Annotated in this window: 18 protein-coding genes; 14 read left to right on the top strand and 4 right to left on the bottom strand. The window is 43.7% G+C overall.

Features of this window, described 5'->3' with window-relative positions; translation table 11 throughout:
* The first annotated feature begins 6 nt into the window (after positions 1–6).
* The 3 genes from ACVRYP_RS01590 (at position 7) to ACVRYP_RS01580 (ending at position 2,569) form a co-directional block, all read left to right on the top strand.
* Positions 7–762, top strand: a complete 756-nt coding sequence (locus ACVRYP_RS01590) for an alpha/beta fold hydrolase (RefSeq protein ID WP_447467024.1) — start codon at positions 7–9, stop codon at positions 760–762.
* A 161-nt stretch (positions 763–923) separates the two neighbouring features.
* A complete protein-coding gene (locus ACVRYP_RS01585) occupies positions 924–1,949 on the top strand; it encodes a YeiH family protein (protein WP_447467023.1) in 1,026 nt (341 codons plus the stop codon).
* Positions 1,950–2,071: 122 nt separating this feature from the next.
* On the top strand, positions 2,072–2,569 hold the full coding sequence (locus tag ACVRYP_RS01580; protein WP_447467022.1) for a YkgJ family cysteine cluster protein: 498 nt from the start codon (positions 2,072–2,074) through the stop codon (positions 2,567–2,569).
* Positions 2,570–2,646: 77 nt separating this feature from the next.
* Here the strand turns inward: ACVRYP_RS01580 and ACVRYP_RS01575 are convergent, their stop codons facing one another.
* Complete coding sequence (locus tag ACVRYP_RS01575) at positions 2,647–3,609, bottom strand: NAD(P)H-dependent flavin oxidoreductase (protein WP_447467021.1); 963 nt, start codon at positions 3,607–3,609, stop codon at positions 2,647–2,649.
* A gap of 99 nt (positions 3,610–3,708) precedes the next feature.
* Positions 3,709–4,089: a winged helix-turn-helix transcriptional regulator gene (locus ACVRYP_RS01570; RefSeq protein ID WP_447467020.1), complete on the bottom strand. Its 381-nt coding sequence runs from the start codon at positions 4,087–4,089 to the stop codon at positions 3,709–3,711.
* Between the two features lie 148 nt (positions 4,090–4,237).
* Between ACVRYP_RS01570 and ACVRYP_RS01565 the strand changes: the two genes are divergently transcribed.
* The 8 genes from ACVRYP_RS01565 (at position 4,238) to ACVRYP_RS01530 (ending at position 13,115) form a co-directional block, all read left to right on the top strand.
* Positions 4,238–5,566, top strand: a complete 1,329-nt coding sequence (locus ACVRYP_RS01565; RefSeq protein WP_447467019.1) for an NtaA/DmoA family FMN-dependent monooxygenase — start codon at positions 4,238–4,240, stop codon at positions 5,564–5,566.
* An 87-nt stretch (positions 5,567–5,653) separates the two neighbouring features.
* Positions 5,654–6,547, top strand: a complete 894-nt coding sequence (locus ACVRYP_RS01560; protein WP_447467018.1) for a MurR/RpiR family transcriptional regulator — start codon at positions 5,654–5,656, stop codon at positions 6,545–6,547.
* Positions 6,548–6,690: 143 nt separating this feature from the next.
* Complete coding sequence (locus tag ACVRYP_RS01555) at positions 6,691–8,529, top strand: beta-glucoside-specific PTS transporter subunit IIABC (RefSeq protein WP_447467017.1); 1,839 nt, start codon at positions 6,691–6,693, stop codon at positions 8,527–8,529.
* 61 nt (positions 8,530–8,590) lie between these two features.
* A complete protein-coding gene (locus ACVRYP_RS01550; RefSeq protein ID WP_447467016.1) occupies positions 8,591–10,051 on the top strand; it encodes a glycoside hydrolase family 1 protein in 1,461 nt (486 codons plus the stop codon).
* Positions 10,052–10,084: 33 nt separating this feature from the next.
* Positions 10,085–10,864 (top strand): sulfite exporter TauE/SafE family protein, encoded by a 780-nt coding sequence (locus ACVRYP_RS01545; RefSeq protein ID WP_447467015.1) that lies wholly within the window; start codon positions 10,085–10,087, stop codon positions 10,862–10,864.
* Between the two features lie 199 nt (positions 10,865–11,063).
* Positions 11,064–12,068 carry a hypothetical protein gene (locus tag ACVRYP_RS01540; protein ID WP_447467014.1) on the top strand — a complete coding sequence of 335 codons (1,005 nt, stop codon included), beginning with the start codon at positions 11,064–11,066 and terminating at the stop codon, positions 12,066–12,068.
* A complete protein-coding gene (locus tag ACVRYP_RS01535; RefSeq protein ID WP_447467013.1) occupies positions 12,065–12,256 on the top strand; it encodes a hypothetical protein in 192 nt (63 codons plus the stop codon). The genes ACVRYP_RS01540 and ACVRYP_RS01535 overlap by 4 nt, the downstream gene beginning before the upstream one ends.
* A 172-nt stretch (positions 12,257–12,428) precedes the next feature.
* A complete protein-coding gene (locus tag ACVRYP_RS01530) occupies positions 12,429–13,115 on the top strand; it encodes a YjjG family noncanonical pyrimidine nucleotidase (protein WP_447467012.1) in 687 nt (228 codons plus the stop codon).
* A 45-nt stretch (positions 13,116–13,160) separates the two neighbouring features.
* Here the strand turns inward: ACVRYP_RS01530 and ACVRYP_RS01525 are convergent, their stop codons facing one another.
* Complete coding sequence (locus ACVRYP_RS01525) at positions 13,161–13,325, bottom strand: hypothetical protein (protein WP_447467011.1); 165 nt, start codon at positions 13,323–13,325, stop codon at positions 13,161–13,163.
* Between the two features lie 204 nt (positions 13,326–13,529).
* Between ACVRYP_RS01525 and uvrC the strand changes: the two genes are divergently transcribed.
* From uvrC to ACVRYP_RS01510, 3 genes are all read left to right on the top strand, one after another.
* Positions 13,530–15,344, top strand: coding sequence for an excinuclease ABC subunit UvrC (gene uvrC / locus ACVRYP_RS01520; RefSeq protein ID WP_447467140.1), 1,815 nt, complete (start codon positions 13,530–13,532; stop codon positions 15,342–15,344).
* An 86-nt stretch (positions 15,345–15,430) separates the two neighbouring features.
* Positions 15,431–15,928, top strand: coding sequence for a thiol peroxidase (gene tpx, locus ACVRYP_RS01515; RefSeq protein ID WP_447467010.1), 498 nt, complete (start codon positions 15,431–15,433; stop codon positions 15,926–15,928).
* 405 nt (positions 15,929–16,333) lie between these two features.
* Positions 16,334–18,097: a CAP domain-containing protein gene (locus ACVRYP_RS01510; RefSeq protein WP_447467009.1), complete on the top strand. Its 1,764-nt coding sequence runs from the start codon at positions 16,334–16,336 to the stop codon at positions 18,095–18,097.
* A gap of 67 nt (positions 18,098–18,164) precedes the next feature.
* Here ACVRYP_RS01510 and ACVRYP_RS01505 read toward each other — a convergent pair whose 3' ends face one another.
* Positions 18,165–18,758 carry a TVP38/TMEM64 family protein gene (locus ACVRYP_RS01505; RefSeq protein WP_447467008.1) on the bottom strand — a complete coding sequence of 198 codons (594 nt, stop codon included), beginning with the start codon at positions 18,756–18,758 and terminating at the stop codon, positions 18,165–18,167.
* Between the last annotated feature and the right edge of the window lie 60 nt (positions 18,759–18,818).

Here is an 18,818-nt window from a genome sequence, read left to right as displayed (position 1 = left end):
ACATTAATGACTTATCATAAAGAAGGTTATCAAACGATTTTATTTCTCAGTGGAGTTGGAGACTTTTCCACCAAGGAAAATTTTGCACCTGTCTGGCAAAACTTCCCGAAAGATGTAGGGATATTAACAATCGATTACCCAAATGTTGGAGGGAGCAGTATTCAAGACCAGTCCTCTTTCCACTTGCAGGATTGGGTAGAGGCTACTAGAGTCGTGTTGGACTACTATCAAGTATCTGATTATATCTTAATAGCGCATAGCATTGCAGGATTATTAGCATTAAAATTAATTGAAACCGCAGAAGGCTGTAAGGGTTTTTTAGGGATTGAACCGACAACTCTTGCAGTTATGAAGGGGCAAGTCCTCTATCCTGAATTTGAAAGAGTTAGTGAACAGATATCTGAGCTGGGAACAGAGCAGTATTTTCAAGCTATTTCAAAGCGTGGCATGTCAGATCAACAACACAAGGATTTATGGAAATCCTTTGCTGAAACTCAAGAGCGACATTTTCAAATTGGTAATGAAACATTTCAGTTTTACCCATCGCTTGGTGAAAAAGAGTTGGCTGAATGTAAATCTTTTCCAGCAAATCTCCCTAGCATTGTGATATCACAAGCATTTCGAGAAGAAGAATACTTAAGTTCTGAATATAAGACTGATCATCCTCTGAGTCAGTTAATTTTAGCAGGTGATTCTCATTATCTCCATTGGACTGAAAGTCAAATAGTACTAGACGCCGTTAACACTTTACTTGGGCGGTAATATGCAATAAAAAAATAGTTTGACAGACTCTATTGATTCATGAGTTGATAAGTCTCAGGTCTTTATATGCAGAAATGAAGATTAAAATAGGGATAAACAGGTTAACCTAACAGCCTGTTTTTCCTTTTGAACAATGATAAAAATGCTAAAAAGGAGTAACCATGCCTTTTGAAACTCAAAAAATACCCGGTATTTTCTTATGCCTGCTGATAGCCATACCTGCTTGGGTTTTGGGACAGGCCCTGCCCTTAATCGGGGCACCCGTGTTTGCTATTTTACTAGGCATGCTTGTCGGTCACTTCCACACCAAACGGGATAAGACTCAGTCAGGAATTGCTTATACGTCTAAGATGATTCTCCAACTAGCCGTGGTCCTTCTAGGCTTTGGCCTTAATTTAGGGCAGGTTGTGTCTGTTGGATTGACCTCTTTGCCGATTATCCTTTCAACTATCTCAGTGGCTCTTATCGTCGCCTTTGGCTTACAGAAGGCCTTTAAGTTAGAGGTCAATACCGCTACTTTGGTGGGTGTCGGTTCCTCGATTTGTGGTGGATCTGCCATTGCTGCGACAGCCCCCGTCATAGGAGCCAAGGATGAAGAGGTAGCCCAGAGCATCTCTGTCATCTTTCTCTTTAACATCTTAGCAGCTCTGCTATTTCCTACCCTGGGACAGATGCTTGGTCTGTCTCATGAGGGGTTTGCCCTCTTTGCCGGGACAGCTGTCAACGATACGTCATCAGTAACCGCGACCGCAACGGCCTGGGATGCTATACACCAGAGCCATACCCTGGATGGAGCGACCATCGTCAAACTGACGCGAACCTTGGCTATTATCCCTATTACTCTCGCCTTGTCCTGGTACAAGTCGTCAAAAGGTCTTGAAAATAGCGGAGCTTCTCAAGCAAGTTTCCAACTGAAGAAAGTCTTTCCGACCTTTATCCTCTATTTCCTAGCTGCTTCTCTGATTACGACAGTAGTAGCGGCTTTCGGTGTTCAGCCTGTTCTCTTTAGCCATCTCAAGACCCTTTCCAAACTCTTCATCGTCATGGCCATGTCAGGGATTGGTCTAAACACCAATCCCATTCGGTTGGTTAAGACAGGTGGCCAGGTTATCGCAGTTGGCGCCATCTGTTGGTTAGCGATTACCCTGACTAGCTTAGGCATGCAAGCAGTGATGGGCGTCTGGTAAATCGAATCCCTACAAATGAAATAACTGATAAAAGTAGGTAACTTCCCTGCTTACAAATGCAATCTGTGGAAACACGGCTTGCATTTTTTTGATATAATAATAGCTAAAGGAGACGAGAAGCTATGCCAACTGACCAGATCGATATTGAACGCTACCACGAGCTTGCCCTGCAAAAGCAAAAGGAACACCGACTTTTTCTGGCTACTTTAAAACGTAAAGCACCTAAAAATTTGGATAAGATTGTCCAGGAGGTGCACACAGAAGTATTTAACGAGATTGATTGTACCAAGTGTGCCAATTGTTGTCGAACGCTTGGTCCACTCTTTACAGAAGCAGATATTACACGGATTGCTAAACATTTTCGCATGAAGCTACCAGCGTTTGAAGAAGCTTTTTTAAAGACAGACGAAGATGGGGACAAGGTTTTTCAAAGCATGCCCTGCCCATTTCTAGGCGAGGATAACCTTTGCAGCATTTACGATGTGCGGCCCAAAGCCTGTCGGGAGTTTCCTCACACGGATCGCAAGAAAATTTATCAGATCAATAACCTGACCCTTAAAAATACCCTGTTCTGCCCAGCAGCCTACCTCTTTGTCGAAAAGCTGCGGGAGAGGGTTTGAGGAAATAACATCAGTTGAGTAGAAAATAGAAAAAGGACACAGGCCTATTCGTCAGGCAAGTGTCTTTTTTAATATGCTTATTTAAAGTCTGCCATCAGATCATCAATGACTTCTTGGACAGGTCGAATCGCTTTAATGGGTGTAATTCCTGTCCCTACAGAGATAAAGCCTTCTTGGGAATTACCTTCGACCATGCCTTTCAACATGCCCATACCGCCATTTTGGAGTTTGGCTAATTCTTCACGAGAAGCCCCGGCTTGATCGCGCTCCACGATTTGATGCGCCAAGTCTGTTGGAAGAGAACGGTAGTAGGCTGGAAGGGTACGGAAGAGCAGAAGGTCTTCTGCTGTGGCGTTAACAATCTTTTCTTTAACAGATGGGTGTGCTGGACTTTCAACCGTTGGTAGGAAAACCGAACCAGCAAAGACGCCTTCAGCACCGAGGGCAAAGGCTGCTCGAACACCACGAATATCCCCGATACCACCAGCTGCCATCACGGGGATAGATACCGCATCAACAATCATTGGCACAATGGAGAAGGTTCCGATCACTTTCTCTGGTACGGTACCGCCTTCATCAAAGCCAGTAGCAACATAGATATCCACGCCAAAGGCTTCAGCAGCTTTGGCATCGGCTATCGATGGATTGCCAGGACGGTAGACGATTTTAATGTCATTTTCTTTCAAGGGATTGAAAATACGTTCGTCCAAAATCCCATTAATCAAGACAACTGGAACTTTTTCTTCAAGGACGACTTGAAGGATTGGCCAAGTATAGGTTAAGTCATAATCAACGACGAGAGTCGAGGCAAACGGTTTGTCAGTCAAAGCTTTGACTTTTTGGATTTCACGGCGCATGCGCTCAGCGGTTTCTTGAGGGTCACGCGTGATGGTTGTTTGACCAGCGTTCGGTCCGAGGATACCAAGTCCTCCAGCGTTGCTGACAGCAGCGACAAATTCTGCATTGGTTAACCAGGCCATTGGCCCCTGGATGATGGGGTATTGAATGCCGAGGATTTCGGTCACACGGGTTTTCATCATGGGTTTATCTCCTTTTCAAATGAATGCCTTCATTATAACAGGGAGGCACTTTCTTGAGAAGACGGCAATTTTAAAAGACCTAGTACACTTTTGTGTACCTTAGGCCTTGATATGATTTTTGTAGCTACCATCTTTGGTGTGTTTTTCCCCGTATTCCACCATTAGTTCCAGAATGGGAAGTAAATCGCGCCCTTTTTCGGTCAATTGGTAATCGACTCTAGGAGGAACTTCTGGATGGATGGTCTTCGTGATGAGGCCATCAGTATCCATTTCCTTGAGCTGCTTGGTGAGGGAACCTTGGGATAAGTTATTGAGGTGTTTTTGAATTTCGTTAAAGCGTTTGATGCCATCAGCCAAATAATCCAAAATCATTAATTTCCAGCGGCCGTCCATGACTGTCTGGGTATAGAGAAGGTGGAAGATGGGGGTTGGATTTTCTAAATCTTCTGGGCGAAACCCTTTCGGGCAGATTTTAGCCATAAAATTTTCCTTTCCTTTGATGTCAATGGAACCCTAAACAATCAAAAGCAACAGAAAAGTGTACCTTGTCTGTTATTTTTGCCTTCTTTTAAGGGCGACAAAAGTCTGGTATACTCATTCTATCATAAAAATGAAAAAGGATAAACGAATGACTACAAACCAAAATCAAATGAAAATTGTCCTCCAAATGGTCTCAGGCTATGGGGGTGAGTTCAAAACCTGGCGCCTGCCAGAAGCAAAAGCAGATGCTTACACAGATATGGATTTATACGTTGAAATGGCCCAATTAGCTGAAAAAGGGAAACTTCATGCCCTCTTTATGGCGGATACACCTGCGCTGGTCAACAACATCGGAGTCGATACGCCTATGCACTCTATGGATCCGCTCATTGCCATGACCTCTGTGGCGCGTGCGACCAAGCATATCGGGTTAGTTGGGACTTTTTCAACCACCTTTAATGAGCCTTATAACCTAGCTCGTCATTTAAAAACCCTTGATGTTATCAGTCACGGACGAGTTGGCTGGAACACAGTGACGACTTCGACAGGAGCGACAGCCGATAACTTTGGTACCCATATCGCAACTCGTCAAGAGCGCTATGGTCGAGCGCATGAAGTGATCGAAGCGGTGCAATCTCTCTGGGGGTCTTGGGGAGAAAAGGCCTATATCCATAATAAGGAGACTGGGCAGTTTGCTGACTTGGGTCAGATTAAGCCCGTTAACTATCGCGGCGAGTATGTCAAAACATCAGGCCCCCTTCCAATTCCGCCATCCGAACAAGGCCAACCCGTTCTTTTTCAAGCTGGACCTAGTGGCGAAGGTGTTGAGTTAGCTGGACGCTTTGCGTCAGGCGTTTATGCTAATCCCTTTACCATCGAAGAATCTCGGGAATATCGTGACATCCTGAGAGATGCTGCTGTTCGCCATGGTCGTGAAGCAGATGAGATTAATGTCTTTACAGGCTTTATGTTTACCATTGCAGATACGAAGGAAGAAGCTCTTGCCCGTCGGCGCCAGGTCATGGCCTTCGACCCAGAAGAGACTAGTCAACGCTTACGCTACCTCTCAGCCATGGTCGGGCTTAATTTGACCAGTCTTGATGTTGACAAGCCATTGCCAGAAGGAGTGCGCCGTATGCTGCAAGCCAATTGGCAAGATCCCCGTTCGTCACGAGCTGTAGAATTGCTCCAAGAAGGCTATTCGCCGCTGGACACTTTAGCCATGGGTGTCATCAATTACCATCCTGTGGTGGTTGGAACTGCTACGGATGTTGCTGACTTCTTGCAAGAATGGTTTGAATCAGGGGCCACAGATGGTTTTTCAATCGTCCCTGATTTGGCCCATGATGGGGTTAAACGCTTTGTTGAAGAAGTGGTCCCAATCCTACAAGAACGTGGCATTTTCCATAAAGACTATGAAGGCACAACGCTTCGAGAGAATCTCGGCCTGCCCTATCAATACGGTCTTAGAAAATAATGGAGTCTCCACCGCCTGCTGTATGTCAGGTGGTTTTCTATCTTTACTGTGTTATAATGGACTAAGACGATACCAAGGAGGTCAGCTATGCTCATTAAGGAACGCTTGCTAGATCACAGTGAAATGACTGAAATTGAGGTAGAGATTGCCGATTACTTTTTAGGTGCAGGTCATGACCTGAAAACCAAGAGCTCTCGTGCTATTGCTAAGGAGCTCTTTGTTGCACCATCGACCATCACACGCTTTTGCCAATGGCTAGGGTTCGATGGATTCAACGCTTTTAAGGAGGCATATCTGTCAGAAGTCACTTACTTAGACACAAATTTTAAAGACATTGATCCCAATCGACCTTTTAGCAAGCGGGATCAAAATTTGGCTGTGGCGTCCAAAATGGCTAGCCTATATCAAGAGACGGTCCAAGATAGCCTGTCTCTCCTTAACCATGATGTCCTCCAACAGGCGACCCGTATACTGGAAAAGGCAACCAGTATTCAATTTGGAGTGGTTGGCGATGCTTTTGAGATGGCTGAGACCTTTAAAAACAGAATGGTGAAGCTCGGGAAGCTTGTCACTATTGAGCGACGCTTGGACAACCTCTGTTTCACCACCCTTCAAGCCAGAGAGGACACTTGCTTTATCTTAATTTCCTACTCTGGAGAGACGGAGTCGATTTTAAAAGTAGCAGAGGTTTTGAAAAAAAGGCAGTTGCCGACCATTGTACTGACTTCTTTTGGGGACAATACCCTGTCACTGCTTTTTGACGTGGTCATTCGTATATCGACCAGAGAGCGCTTGATTGAAAACCTTGGCAATTTCAGCTCATTGATTTCCATTTCCTTTATTCTCGACAGCCTCTATGCCAGTTATTTCCAGAGAGATTATGACAAGCATTATGACCAAAAAGTCAAGGTGTCCCGAGCCTTTGAGCAAAAACGGAAATCTAGCAATCCCTTGTTAAAAGAAGGGTTAGAAGACTATTAATCATCCAGTCCGCAACAGTGTTGCGGATTTTTGCTGTTTTTATGGGACAATTTAGCAACGCTAGTGAAAGCAGGTCAGAAACTATTGTTTTAAGAAATGAAAGGGAATACAATCATATCATCAAACAATAAGGAGTTGACGTCATGGCTAAAGATTATACAGCATTGGCACAAACGATTATCGACAAGGTAGGGGGCGAGGATAATGTGAATTCCCTGATTCACTGTGCGACCCGCCTGCGCTTTAACCTCAAGGATGAGGGCAAGGCTGACACTGAGAGCCTCAACAATACCCCAGGTGTGATTAACGTGGTTCAGAGTGGGGGACAGTACCAGATTGTCATTGGACCAGAAGTTGCTTCGGTCTTTAAGGCGATCACTGCCCAGGCAAATTTTAGCGTTGGAGAAGAAGCGCCTCAAGAAGAGGATGATAAGGGGAAAGTCGCTAAGGTCTTAGATACCATTGCAGGTATGTTTGTACCAATCGTGCCTGTCATGGCCGGTGCTGGGATGATCAAGGTCATCAACTCCTTGAGCCTCATGTTTGGCTGGTTAACGCCTGAAGACAATACGTTTAAGTTCTTAAGTATTTTTGGGGATACGATTTTCTATTTCCTTCCTGTCATTCTAGCCGCATCCGCTGCTAAGAAGTTCAAAACCAACCAATACCTCGCTATGGCCATTGGAGCTAGTTTGATTAGCCCCACCTTCGTGGCCATAGTAGGAGCAGCGCGTGAGGCAGGAACAGGGCTCGATTTTCTAGGCTTACCTGTTACTCTTGCTAATTATAGTTCCTCAGTTATTCCGATTATCCTTGCGGTATGGTTCTTGTCTTACGTTGAGCCAGTGGTGACTAAGTACACGCCAGCAATCTTACGGATTTTCTTGGCACCGATGGTGACCTTGCTCATTGTCATGTCAGCGACTTTCCTCTTTATTGGTCCTTTGGGAACCTGGATGGGGGATGGCTTGAACGCCCTTGTATCGATGATGAATGGTGTTGCGCCTTGGTTAGTGCCAATGCTTATCGGGGCAACGACTCCACTCTTAGTCATGACTGGCATGCATTACGGCATTATCCCAATTGGGATCAATATGTTGGCGACAAAAGGAATCGATACAGTAGCAGGACCAGGGATGATGGTTTCAAACATTGCTCAGGGTGGTGCAGCTCTTGCGGTTGCCTTTAAAACCAAAGATAAGGTCCTCAAAGGCTTGTCTATCTCAACAGGTATTTCAGCTGTATTAGGGATTACAGAGCCTGTGCTTTATGGGGTCAACCTTAAATACAAGCGTCCCCTTTACGCAGCCATGATTGGTGGTGGCGTGGCTGGACTTTATCTTGGTGTTATGGGTGTCGGGCGTTTTGCGCAGGTACCACCAGGTCTCCTGTCATTACCTAGCTATTTCAGCGCCGAATTTCCAAATGTCATCGTACATGCAGGCATCGGTTGTGCCATCGCTTTTGTGGCTGCCTTTGTAGCTTCCTTTATCCTAGGGCTTCCAAAAGAAGCAGATGTCTCAAATGTCCCGACGACAACTGTCTCTGACGACACTGTCGTAGCCGTCGCTACAGGTACATTGGTACCTCTTGAAACTGTAAAAGACGAAGTCTTTGCCAGCAAAGCAATGGGGGATGGTGTTGCTCTTGTGCCTACCACAGGTGAGATTCTTGCCCCTGTCAATGGTGTGGTCTCAACGGTCTTCCCGACGGGGCATGCTTATGGGATTGTCCGTCCTGATGGTGTTGAAGTTCTGGTCCATATCGGCATTAACACAGTTGAATTAGCTGGTCAAGGCTTTAAAGCTCTGGTACAACAAGGTCAGACCGTTAAAGCTGGTCAGGCCCTCGCATCCGTTGATTTAGACCTTGTGAAAGCAAAAGGATACGATACTAGCATCATGACCATTATCACTGATGCCAAAGGCAAAGACATTACGCTCAAAAATACAGGAGAGGTTTTTGCTGGAGATTTAATTTAAGTAATATGAGAGGGAGGGGGTTCCCTCCTTTCGTTTAAACTGTTTGAAAAAGGAGTTTGCAATGGGATTTAAAACAGATTTTCTCTGGGGCGGAGCAACAGCTGCTAACCAGATTGAAGGCGCTTATGACCGAGACGGTCGTGGCTTGACGACCATGGATACCCTGACGGTTGGGGATAAAGATAGACCGCGTCAGATTACCTTTAAAACCTTGGAAGGCGAGGTTAAGCATGCAGAGCGTTTGGCTGCCGTTCCAGAAGGGGCTGTTGGTCATATTGCTCCGGATGTTTTCTATCCTTCTCACACAGGGATAAACTTCTATGACCATTATAAGGAAGACATCAAACTTTTTGCGGAGATGGGCTTTAAGGCTTACCGCATGTCCATTGCTTGGACGCGTATCTTCCCAAATGGTAACGAGACGGAGCCTAATGAAGCTGGCCTCGCCTTCTATGATGCGGTATTTGACGAATGTCTGAAATACGGGATTGAGCCAGTTGTTACCTTGTGTCACTTTGATACTCCTCTTTACTTGGCAGACCACTATGATGGCTGGTCCAGTCGTGAGGTCATTGGCTTTTTTACCCATTACTGTGAAACAGTATTTAAGCGTTACAAGGACAAGGTCAAGTATTGGATGACCTTTAATGAAATCAACGTCTTGAGGTCTTGGTTGCAGATTGGTATCCATCAAAACGATGATCAGACTAAGTTTCAAGCCCTTCACCATATTTTCCTTGCGTCAGCCAAGGCGGTGCAGCTCTGCCATCGGATCATACCAGATGCCATGATTGGCAATATGGTCATGTATGCACCGAGCTATGCCATGACAGCGAAGCCAGAAGATGTCTTAGAAAATATCGCCTACAAACGCCAAGTGGAATTTTACCTAGACATTCAGGTCAAGGGTTATTACCCACCCTACAAATTAAAAGAATTTGAACGTAAGGGTGTGCAAATTGCCATGGAAGAGGGGGATTTGGACTGTCTCGCTAATGGCACGGTTGATTTTATCGGTTTTAGCTACTACATGTCGACCATGTCCACAACGGACACCAGTGTGCCTAAGACACCAGGCAACAATGTCCTTAGCTACAAGAACCCTAACCTAGAAGTGTCCGAATGGGGTTGGACCTTAGACCCTCTGGGCTTGCGCATCGCCCTTTCGGAGATGTATGACCGTTACCATGTGCCCCTTTTTATCGTGGAAAATGGACTGGGTGCCATGGATACCTTAGAGGCTGATGGCTCAGTCACGGATGATTACCGGATCGATTACCTGCACACCCATATTAAGGCCATGAAAGATGCCGTGGATTTGGATGGGGTTGACCTGATGGGCTACACACCGTGGGGCTGTATTGATTTGGTCGCTTGGTCAACAGGTGAGATGAAAAAACGTTATGGCTTTATCTATGTGGATGTGGATGACTGTGGGCAAGGAACCTTCAAACGCTATAAGAAAAAATCCTTTGAATGGTATCAGGCAGTTATTGCCAGCAATGGTGAAAACATCACCTAATGGAGAGAGAACCTATCTAGAAAGAAGGCTAATGTGGAAATCTTACTTTACACACTTATCGTTTTGTTTGCAACGGCCATTGGGGCGACATCAGGAGCAGGAGGAGGGGCGATTATCAAGCCTCTCTTTGACCTGATTGGCATTGATAACGCCACGGTGATAGGTATGTATGCAACGATCGCTGTCTTTGCCATGTGCCTGTCCTCTATCTACAAACATGCCAAAAACGGGGTAACGTTTGACAAGAAGATTCTCTACGGTTTGTCCATCGGCTCTGTTATTGGTGGCATACTGGGCGATATGGTGTTCAAGCGCTTGACCCAAGCGGTGCCAAATCACACGGTTACTTTGGTGCAATCCATCCTACTCTTTATCGTGCTCTTATCTGTTTTACTCTTTACCCAATTTCGAGACAGATTCCGCAAATATCAGCTCAAATACCTACCGACCATTGTTGTGGTCGGAATGCTAGTTGGGGCCCTGTCTGTTTTCTTGGGAATTGGTGGTGGGCCATTGAACATCATCGTCCTCGTAGGAATGATGTCTTACACGACTAAAGAGTCGGCTCCCTATTCCATCGCTATGATTTTCTTTGCCCAAATCCCCAAAGTTCTAAAACTGATCACCGTATCACCTCCAGAGAACTTCAGGTGGGCCCTTGTTCCCCTGATAGTTATTGCCGCCATTCTAGGTGGCCATATCGGAACGGTGATTAATCATAAAAGTACGGACAAACAGGCCAATCGTATCTATGCAGTCCTGATGACAGGACTTTTGACGGTATGCCTCTATAATATTGTTAGTAATTTTTAGAAAAAGTGAACTCAGCTATTTCTGATGGTTGAGTTTTTATGTTAGGGCTATTTTATTTATAACTAACTGTTCATGGATGGTTATTAGAGTTATTTTTTAGTGAATAATTGCATAAAATAATATCTCGAGAAATAGCAGTTTTGAATGTGGAGTATGCTATAATATGAATATCGATTATTTTAAAGGGAGACTCTAATAAGTGCATGATAAAATATTATATTTTGGGCCGGAAGATTATGAAATTATTGATTTTAAAGAATATCAGACTAAACCCAAAAAACTTGTGAACAAACTTCCTAATATTGCTAAACCCCTCTTAAGAAATGCCAATGATATTTTTTCGAAGCTTGAAAAATTACTTTATACAGCACCGTCATTCATAAATGCGGTAAAGGCAGCTATTCCTGAGGAGATTTTACAAGCAGTACTATCTAATGATCAAAAACGAGCTATTGCAAAAGGTGCTTTAAAATTAATGACCAAGACAGATGGTTCGTTAATGGCAACTTTATTGGATACAGAGACTGGGAAAATCGTTGCTGTTGTACCATTAAAGTCTGTAAAACTTTCACCAGAAATTACTCAAGCGACTGCCAATTACGCTAATCAACTTCAAATGGCACAGATAGCGGAGCAGATTGAAAACGTACAACTTGCAATTGAGGATGTTAGAAAAGGGCAAGAGTCAGATAGGCTTGCGATTGCATATAGCTGTCAGCAAAAACTGATACAGGCTAGAGAAATCGTGAATCCGCAATTAAGAATGTCAATGCTATTGCAAGTGATATCTGATGCCGAAGATAGTCGAAATCTCTTGATGCTTAGTCAAAAATCTAATGTTGCTTTTATATATGAACAACCTGAGGATATATTTGGTAAGTTGATTAAAGGAGCTAAACAAGAGAATATCGATTCTAAGATTAATGAGATCAGAGACGGTTTATCAGCAGTAAATCTTGTATCACTATCTGCTGCAATGGCTTATGTTGAATTGGGAGAAGAGAAGGCAGCTCAAAAGAGCTTAGAGTATTTTGGAGAGTTTCTTAGCCAGACCTATCTAACTACACCTGGTTTAGTTGAGAGATTGGACTTACTCGACCCATCACCGACCAATTATTGGAGTGAAGAACTCATAAAACTTGAGTCAACCATTTTAAAATTACCAAATCTTATAAAAGAAATAGAAACCGAGGAAGCAATATGATGGAAAGTAATACGTGTAAAAAATGTGTAAGAAACCTACCGACAAATTATAAATACAAGAATTGTGAATCATGTAGGAATAAAAAAATTGAAACTGCTAAACAATTAGGAGTGGGCACATTAAAAGTATTAGGAACTGTTGGCACTATTGCTGTAACAGTATTTTTTGGTGGAAAAAATAAAAGATAATTATGTCCGCTTTTTGCTCTTTACCCCTACCGAGGTTATTCTATAGAATACAAAATTTCTTCATTAGAATAGCTAGTAAGATATTTAGGCGAGATCCAATAGGGATTGCCGTCCACTCTTGAGCAACTTTAGTCGCCCAGAATAGTAATGAATTGAAAGGAAAATCTCAAAAGTGTGTTACAAATTTCTCCTCTTCGACCTTGACCACACGCTCCTTGATTTTGATGCGGCTGAAGATGCCGCTTTGGATTCTCTTTTTGCAGAGCAAGGGGTTGAAGATATTCAAGCCCTGAAAGCTTACTATATTCCCATGAATCAAGATATGTGGCGGGCCTTGGAGCGAGGAGAACTCACGAAGAAAGAATTGGTTTCTACCCGCTTTGCTAAGGCCTTTGCCCATATTGGACGAGAGCTTGACGGTGTCTATCTAGCTGATCGGTACCAAGACTTTCTGTCCCAGCAAGGTCAGACTTATCCAGGCGTCTATGAGCTCCTCGATACCCTAAAAGATCGTGATTACAAGCTCTACGCAGCGACCAATGGCATCAGTGGCATCCAACGTGGACGCTTAGCCCAGTCGGGTCTGCTTAACCGCTTTGACGCCCTCTTTATCTCTGAAGAGATGGGCACTGCCAAGCCCTCAGCGGCTTATTTTGAAAAAATAGCAGAGCAGATAGGCGGGTTCCAACCAGATCAAGCAGTCATGATTGGAGACAGCCTGACAGCTGATATTCCTGGTGGCATTGAAGCAGGAATAACTACGATCTGGGTCAATTTTAAGCATCTCGAAAACACCAGCCAATGGCTGCCTGATTACACGGTTACGGATCTGGAGCAGTTGCTGACTATACTAGATTAAAGGGAGTGGGACAAAAATCCTATCCTCCTAATTTTTTATTATCAGTTAAACAAGACGCAGTGGTTGGGAGTGACACTCACTGGCTTTACCAGTTTTAGTGTTACCCCTGCATAGGTCATTAGGTGCTTTAGCACCAATGAGCCACTGCTGAGTAGGCTCTAATTCGGCGATTTCATCAGCTTTTATAGCCCAAACAAAAGAGGGAAACACCGTTTCCCCTATTTCCAACCTCAAACAGTCACTTTATGACTGTTTGAGCTATGCGGGGGTGGGAGTGAGAAGGTCTGGGGATAGACCTTCTCAGCCCTAACCTAAAAAATGAAAAAGGGAGGGGAAATGGAACCTATTCGGTTACCGATTTTTTCCCACTCCCTCTTTTTTCATTTGTCTACTCAGCTATGGTATAATAAACCCATGAGCAAAACGATTCAAGCTAAGTTGGAGCTCTTGCCGACCAGCCCTGGTTGCTACCTCCACAAAGACAAAAATGGTCAGATTATTTATGTGGGTAAGGCCAAAAACCTCCGCAATCGCGTGAGGTCTTATTTCAGAGGCAGTCACGATACTAAGACAGAGCTTTTAGTGTCTGAGATTGAGGATTTTGAGTTTATCGTCACGACCTCAAATATCGAGGCCTTGCTGCTTGAGATCAACCTCATCCAGGAAAACAAGCCCAAGTACAACATTCTTCTCAAGGACAACAAGTCTTATCCCTTTATTAAGATTACCAATGAGCGTCACCCTCGCATCATCATCAGCCGCCAGGTGAAAAAAGGGTCAGGGACCTATTTTGGCCCTTATCCTGATGCATATGTGGCCAATCAGATTCAAAAACTTCTCAACCGTCTTTACCCTTTTCGCAAGTGCAAACTTCCTGAGAATAAATACTGCCTCTATTACCATCTCGGACAGTGTTTAGCGCATGGGGACAAGATGCCAACCCGTGAAGATTATGCACAGATGACCAAGGAGGTTGGTCAGTTTTTGAATGGGCAGGACGATAAGATTGTTCATGAGATTAAGGCCAAGATGGCTAAGGCTTCGGAGAATTGGGAGTTCGAGAGAGCAGCCGAGTACCGAGACATGCTCGAAGGGATTTCGAGCCTGAGAACCAAGCAACGGGTCATAGCCCATGACATGCAGGACCGCGATGTCTTTGGCTATGCCGTCGATAAGGGCTGGATGTCTGTTCAGGTTTTCTTTGTCCGCCAAGGCAAGCTCATCGAGCGTAATAGCCAACTGTTTCCATATTATGGAGAGGCAGAGGATGATTTCTTGACCTTTTTAGGGCAATTTTATCAAGATAGTCAGCACCTCATGCCAAAGGAAGTCCTGCTGCCCCATACTATTGAGGCAGAGTCAGCCCAAGCCTTGGTTTCAGCCAAGGTGATTCAGCCCCAAAAGGGGGAGAAGAAACAACTGGTCCAGTTGGCCATCAAGAATGCCAAGGTCAGTTTACAGCAAAAATTTGACCTCTTGGAAAAAGATGTGGTCAAAAACCAAGGCGCTATTGAAGGTCTCGGCCAAGCTTTAGGGCTTGATAAACTTCGTCGCATTGAAGCCTTTGATAACTCTAACATCATGGGAACCAGTCCTGTCTCCGCCATGGTTGTCTTCATCGATGGTAAATCCAGCAAGAATGATTACCGCAAGTACAAGATCAAGACTGTCCAGGGGCCTGATGACTACGCCAGTATGCGAGAAGTGATTGAGCGCCGTTACAGCAGAGTGAAGCGTGAGGGACTGGAAGATCCGGATCTCATCATCATTGATGGTGGCTTAGGCCAGGTCAATGCGGCTAAAGAAAGTTTAAAAGCTATTGGTATGGACCACATTCCAGTTGCCGGTCTGCAAAAAAATGACCGCCACCAGACCCATGAACTACTCTTTGGGGAACCTTTAGAGGTCATTGAGCTCAAGCGGAATTCTCAGGAATTCTTCTTGCTCCAGCGCATTCAGGATGAGGTCCACCGCTTTGCCATTACCTTCCACAGGCAGGTGCGCAGCAAAAACACCTTCTCGTCAAAACTGGATGACATCGAGGGCCTCGGGCCCAAGCGGAAACAAAACCTCCTCAAGCATTTCAAATCCATTACCAAAATCGGCCAAGCCAGTGTGCAAGAAATTGCAGAAGCAGGAGTGCCCTACCAAGTGGCTGAACGGGTTAAGGAGAAGTTGGGGAAGGACAAAGAAAAGGCTGGTCATGGTGAAAAGTTTCAATCAAAATAATTGGTTTTGTCGCCTAATTTCATTACAATAAAAGAAAAGGGTTTCATATCAGACTTACCCCAAAAAGCCTGTAAAGGAGACAACTTATGCCTACATTTATTGGAAAACCAGTTACAGTCGATACAGCTAAGCAATTACAAGTGGGAGACATAGCGCCTGAGTTTAGCTTGATGGCAACGGATTTATCGACGAAATCCCTATCGGATTTTGACGGCAAGAAAAAAGTTATCAGTATCGTACCATCAGTGGACACTGGTATCTGCTCTACCCAAACCCGTAAATTTAACGAAGCTTTGTCAGAACTTGAAGACACCGTCGTCATTACTGTTTCTGCTGACTTGCCGTTTGCTCAAGACAAGTGGTGTGCGGCAGAAGGGCTAGATAATGCTATTTTGCTATCTGATTACTATGATAATCGCTTCGGAAAAGCCTATGGTGTGCTTATGGAAGAATGGCATCTTTTGGCGCGTGCGGTCCTTGTTCTTGACAAAGACAATAAAGTGACCTATGTCGAGTACCTTGACAATGTCAATTCGGAGCCTGATTATGAGCCAGCCATTGAGGCAGTAAAAGCGATCAATTAGGAAACTGAATTTTAAGCTTCAGAATTAGTGATTTTTGAACAATGCTTGAGCAATTTGAGAAGCTCTTATAAGATTTCAGTCATTATGGCACATGGACCAGAGTTATCCGTAACTCTGGTTTTTGCATGATTAAGATCCCTTTTTATACATAGCCATTCGGATATTAGTGGATTTTGTCTTTGTCGTCTCAAAAAGTGTTACAAAATTTTGAAACTCTTGTGCTAACCCTGTAACAAGTCTCTCATTTAAATGGAATAATCAGTTTAGATTGCATGCGTGTTAAGATAGGGTATTGAAAAAGCTATCTGGTGACATGTTGACTTGAGATTGTTTTTAGCTTGTAAAAGCATTGTCTCCTTTCGCGTGTTACAATGTCTCCATCATAACACTGGTGAAGGAGAAAAAATGTTAAAAAGCAAAAATAATAAGCTAAAAGCAAGGCACCATAAACAAAACAGATTTCTATCGTTTGTCAATAAGTTTACCCTTATGACCATTATTGGAATAGCGAGTGGACTCAGTGGGACAGCAAGTGTTCTAGGAGAAAGCCCAGTAGCTGAAGTGACTTATCACTATGTTACGGAAGCTGAATTAACGACGGAAGAATACGCTCAAATGGTTACAAGTGTACCTGAAACCGTTCAAGAAGATAGTGTCTATTATGTCGTCTACCAAGCAATCGGAGCGACAAGTCACGGTCAAGAACCGTCTAAAACACTACCTGTTACTGCTGGCGAAGACAATTTTCTCTTTATCTGCCTAGGTTTTATACTACTTGGCAGTCTCTTTCTTCTTGGATTTCACAAGAAAACAAAAGGGGTACGTTTCCTACTAATGGTGGGGACGATTGGTGTTTTGACAGTCTTTTCAGCTCAGTCTGTTTCTGCCATAACAGTCCAGATTCTCTCTCATTACAGTCACACACACTACCTTACGATTGGTAGCAAATTACCTGATCATCGAATTGCTATTAAAGGGTATCGATTTAAAGGATACATCATTGGAAAACCTAAGCAATCGCAAGCTACTATTATAGAAAAACCTGCTTTTCAAATACCACTCAATGACCTTTTAGAAAAAAATTCTTTTGAACAGTATGGAGAAGCAGATGATGTTAGATTGGGGATAGTTGGCCAAACAGTAAGTGAATCAGAAACAAAAGCTGACTATCAGGCAAATGAAGATACTCATCTAGACAAAGCCCTTCAAGAACAAACACCCCTTCAAGAACCACAAGAGATCTCTGAAATGACAGAGTTTGAGATAACTCAGGCAGTCGATGTTATCTCAGAGACAAGTAGTTCTCAATCTGAAGACCAAAATGATCCAAGGAACGATGAGCAAACCATTGTTACTGAGGGTATTGCAACTCCTGAATCAGAGACTACTGAAGAGGTCGGAGATACCCTAGTGGAAACAGATGGCGACGAGTCCTCTATTTCTGAAACGACTGATTCTTCCAATGAAAACAGTACTGATCTTGTAACAAATGCTTCAGGGGATACGATAGAGACCGCACAGTTACATGTCTCCTTAGGAGACACTGTTGGTCAAACAGCCAGCATACAGGTCGTCCTCAATCAATCGTCTGTAAAAACCCAAGCCATGACGCAATTAGCAAATCTGAGACGAGATATGTACCAAAATGTTAATCCGAAATTTAACGGAACAGACCTAAGAAGCTACCTTGCAACACTAGGGATTACCTCGGCAGAGCAGTATGCTACACTCTTTACATGGGATAATTCTCTGGAACGTATCGCCATTCAAAGAGCTGTAGAAACTGGAACACATCGCCAAATTGCTCATTTGCGAGCTAATGGGGAAAGTATCTTCACAGCCAGAGACCTACTAAGTGGCCAGAGTTTCAACAGTGAAATTATACAGTGGGGGCTCGATAGTCAGTCTGCTTTGACCGATGCAAATGGTTTTGCTTATGGTGAAGTGGGTGCGTTAAATAGCGCTAATGGTTATGCAAACAGTGCTAATGGCCATCTCCATACCTTGCTTGACCCAGCTTACACGTCCTATGGTTTTGCAAGCATCAGTCACCCTGATTTTCTATATGGACAAGTGACGCTTGGCCTTGCACGGCAAACCCAGTCGATAGATGAAACAGGAACGAGCCTCGATGGAACTTATGAAATTACTTATGCGACTGGTTCTTAAAGACAGTTAGTCTTCAAAAAAGAACCCCTGCTTCCAATAAATGGGAGCAGGGGAATTTTGATTTCTTTTAAAGGAGGAACCGTTGAAGGAGTTCGCCACCATTAATTAATAAAAAACTATAAACAACAATGGAGACCGGGCGGCACAGCAGGATAATCATAAAAAATCTGCGATAGGACATGCTGGTTAAGCCTGTGATCATGACCATGATATCGGCAGGAGCCATCGGCGAAATCATACATAGGATAAAGAAAATCTCAAATCCTCGCTTGTTATCGATTTTTTGCTCGTATTTGTAAAAGGTTTCCTCAGACATAAAGAGAAGGCAAAATTTTTTTCCATAAATCCGAGCCAAATGAAAAAGAATGAGGGAACCAAGGATGATACCACCTGAATTAATCAAAAAAGCGAGGATTGGTTTAAAAATAAGAAAACCAACAACAGTGGTTACGCCACCTGGAATAATGGGAAAAACCACCTGAATGACTTGAATTAAGAAAAAAGCAAATGGGGCAATCAGCGGATACCGCATTGCCCAATCTTTCATGGCATTTTGATCGTTGAGGATGCCATTTTTATAAAGAATAATCACAACGATAAAGGAAGCGATTAAGGCGATGATGCCTAAAACTTTAAAGGTTTTTTGCCAGAATCTATACATACTATGATTATACCATGCAAAGTAATTTTTTGTGATTTGAAACCTTATTTGGTATAATGA

Source organism: Streptococcus rifensis, assembly GCF_053203525.1.
Note: the sequence above shows the minus strand (reverse complement) of the source record. Positions and strands in the feature narration are given on the sequence as shown.

Coding starts and splice junctions, on each gene's coding strand:
- ACVRYP_RS01590 (WP_447467024.1), top strand. CDS start 7: ATGACTTATCATAAAGAAGGTTATCAAACGATTTTATTTCTCAGTGGA.
- ACVRYP_RS01585 (WP_447467023.1), top strand. CDS start 924: ATGCCTTTTGAAACTCAAAAAATACCCGGTATTTTCTTATGCCTGCTG.
- ACVRYP_RS01580 (WP_447467022.1), top strand. CDS start 2,072: ATGCCAACTGACCAGATCGATATTGAACGCTACCACGAGCTTGCCCTG.
- ACVRYP_RS01575 (WP_447467021.1), bottom strand. CDS start 3,609: ATGATGAAAACCCGTGTGACCGAAATCCTCGGCATTCAATACCCCATC.
- ACVRYP_RS01570 (WP_447467020.1), bottom strand. CDS start 4,089: ATGGCTAAAATCTGCCCGAAAGGGTTTCGCCCAGAAGATTTAGAAAAT.
- ACVRYP_RS01565 (WP_447467019.1), top strand. CDS start 4,238: ATGACTACAAACCAAAATCAAATGAAAATTGTCCTCCAAATGGTCTCA.
- ACVRYP_RS01560 (WP_447467018.1), top strand. CDS start 5,654: ATGCTCATTAAGGAACGCTTGCTAGATCACAGTGAAATGACTGAAATT.
- ACVRYP_RS01555 (WP_447467017.1), top strand. CDS start 6,691: ATGGCTAAAGATTATACAGCATTGGCACAAACGATTATCGACAAGGTA.
- ACVRYP_RS01550 (WP_447467016.1), top strand. CDS start 8,591: ATGGGATTTAAAACAGATTTTCTCTGGGGCGGAGCAACAGCTGCTAAC.
- ACVRYP_RS01535 (WP_447467013.1), top strand. CDS start 12,065: ATGATGGAAAGTAATACGTGTAAAAAATGTGTAAGAAACCTACCGACA.
- uvrC (WP_447467140.1), top strand. CDS start 13,530: ATGAGCAAAACGATTCAAGCTAAGTTGGAGCTCTTGCCGACCAGCCCT.
- tpx (WP_447467010.1), top strand. CDS start 15,431: ATGCCTACATTTATTGGAAAACCAGTTACAGTCGATACAGCTAAGCAA.
- ACVRYP_RS01510 (WP_447467009.1), top strand. CDS start 16,334: ATGTTAAAAAGCAAAAATAATAAGCTAAAAGCAAGGCACCATAAACAA.
- ACVRYP_RS01505 (WP_447467008.1), bottom strand. CDS start 18,758: ATGTATAGATTCTGGCAAAAAACCTTTAAAGTTTTAGGCATCATCGCC.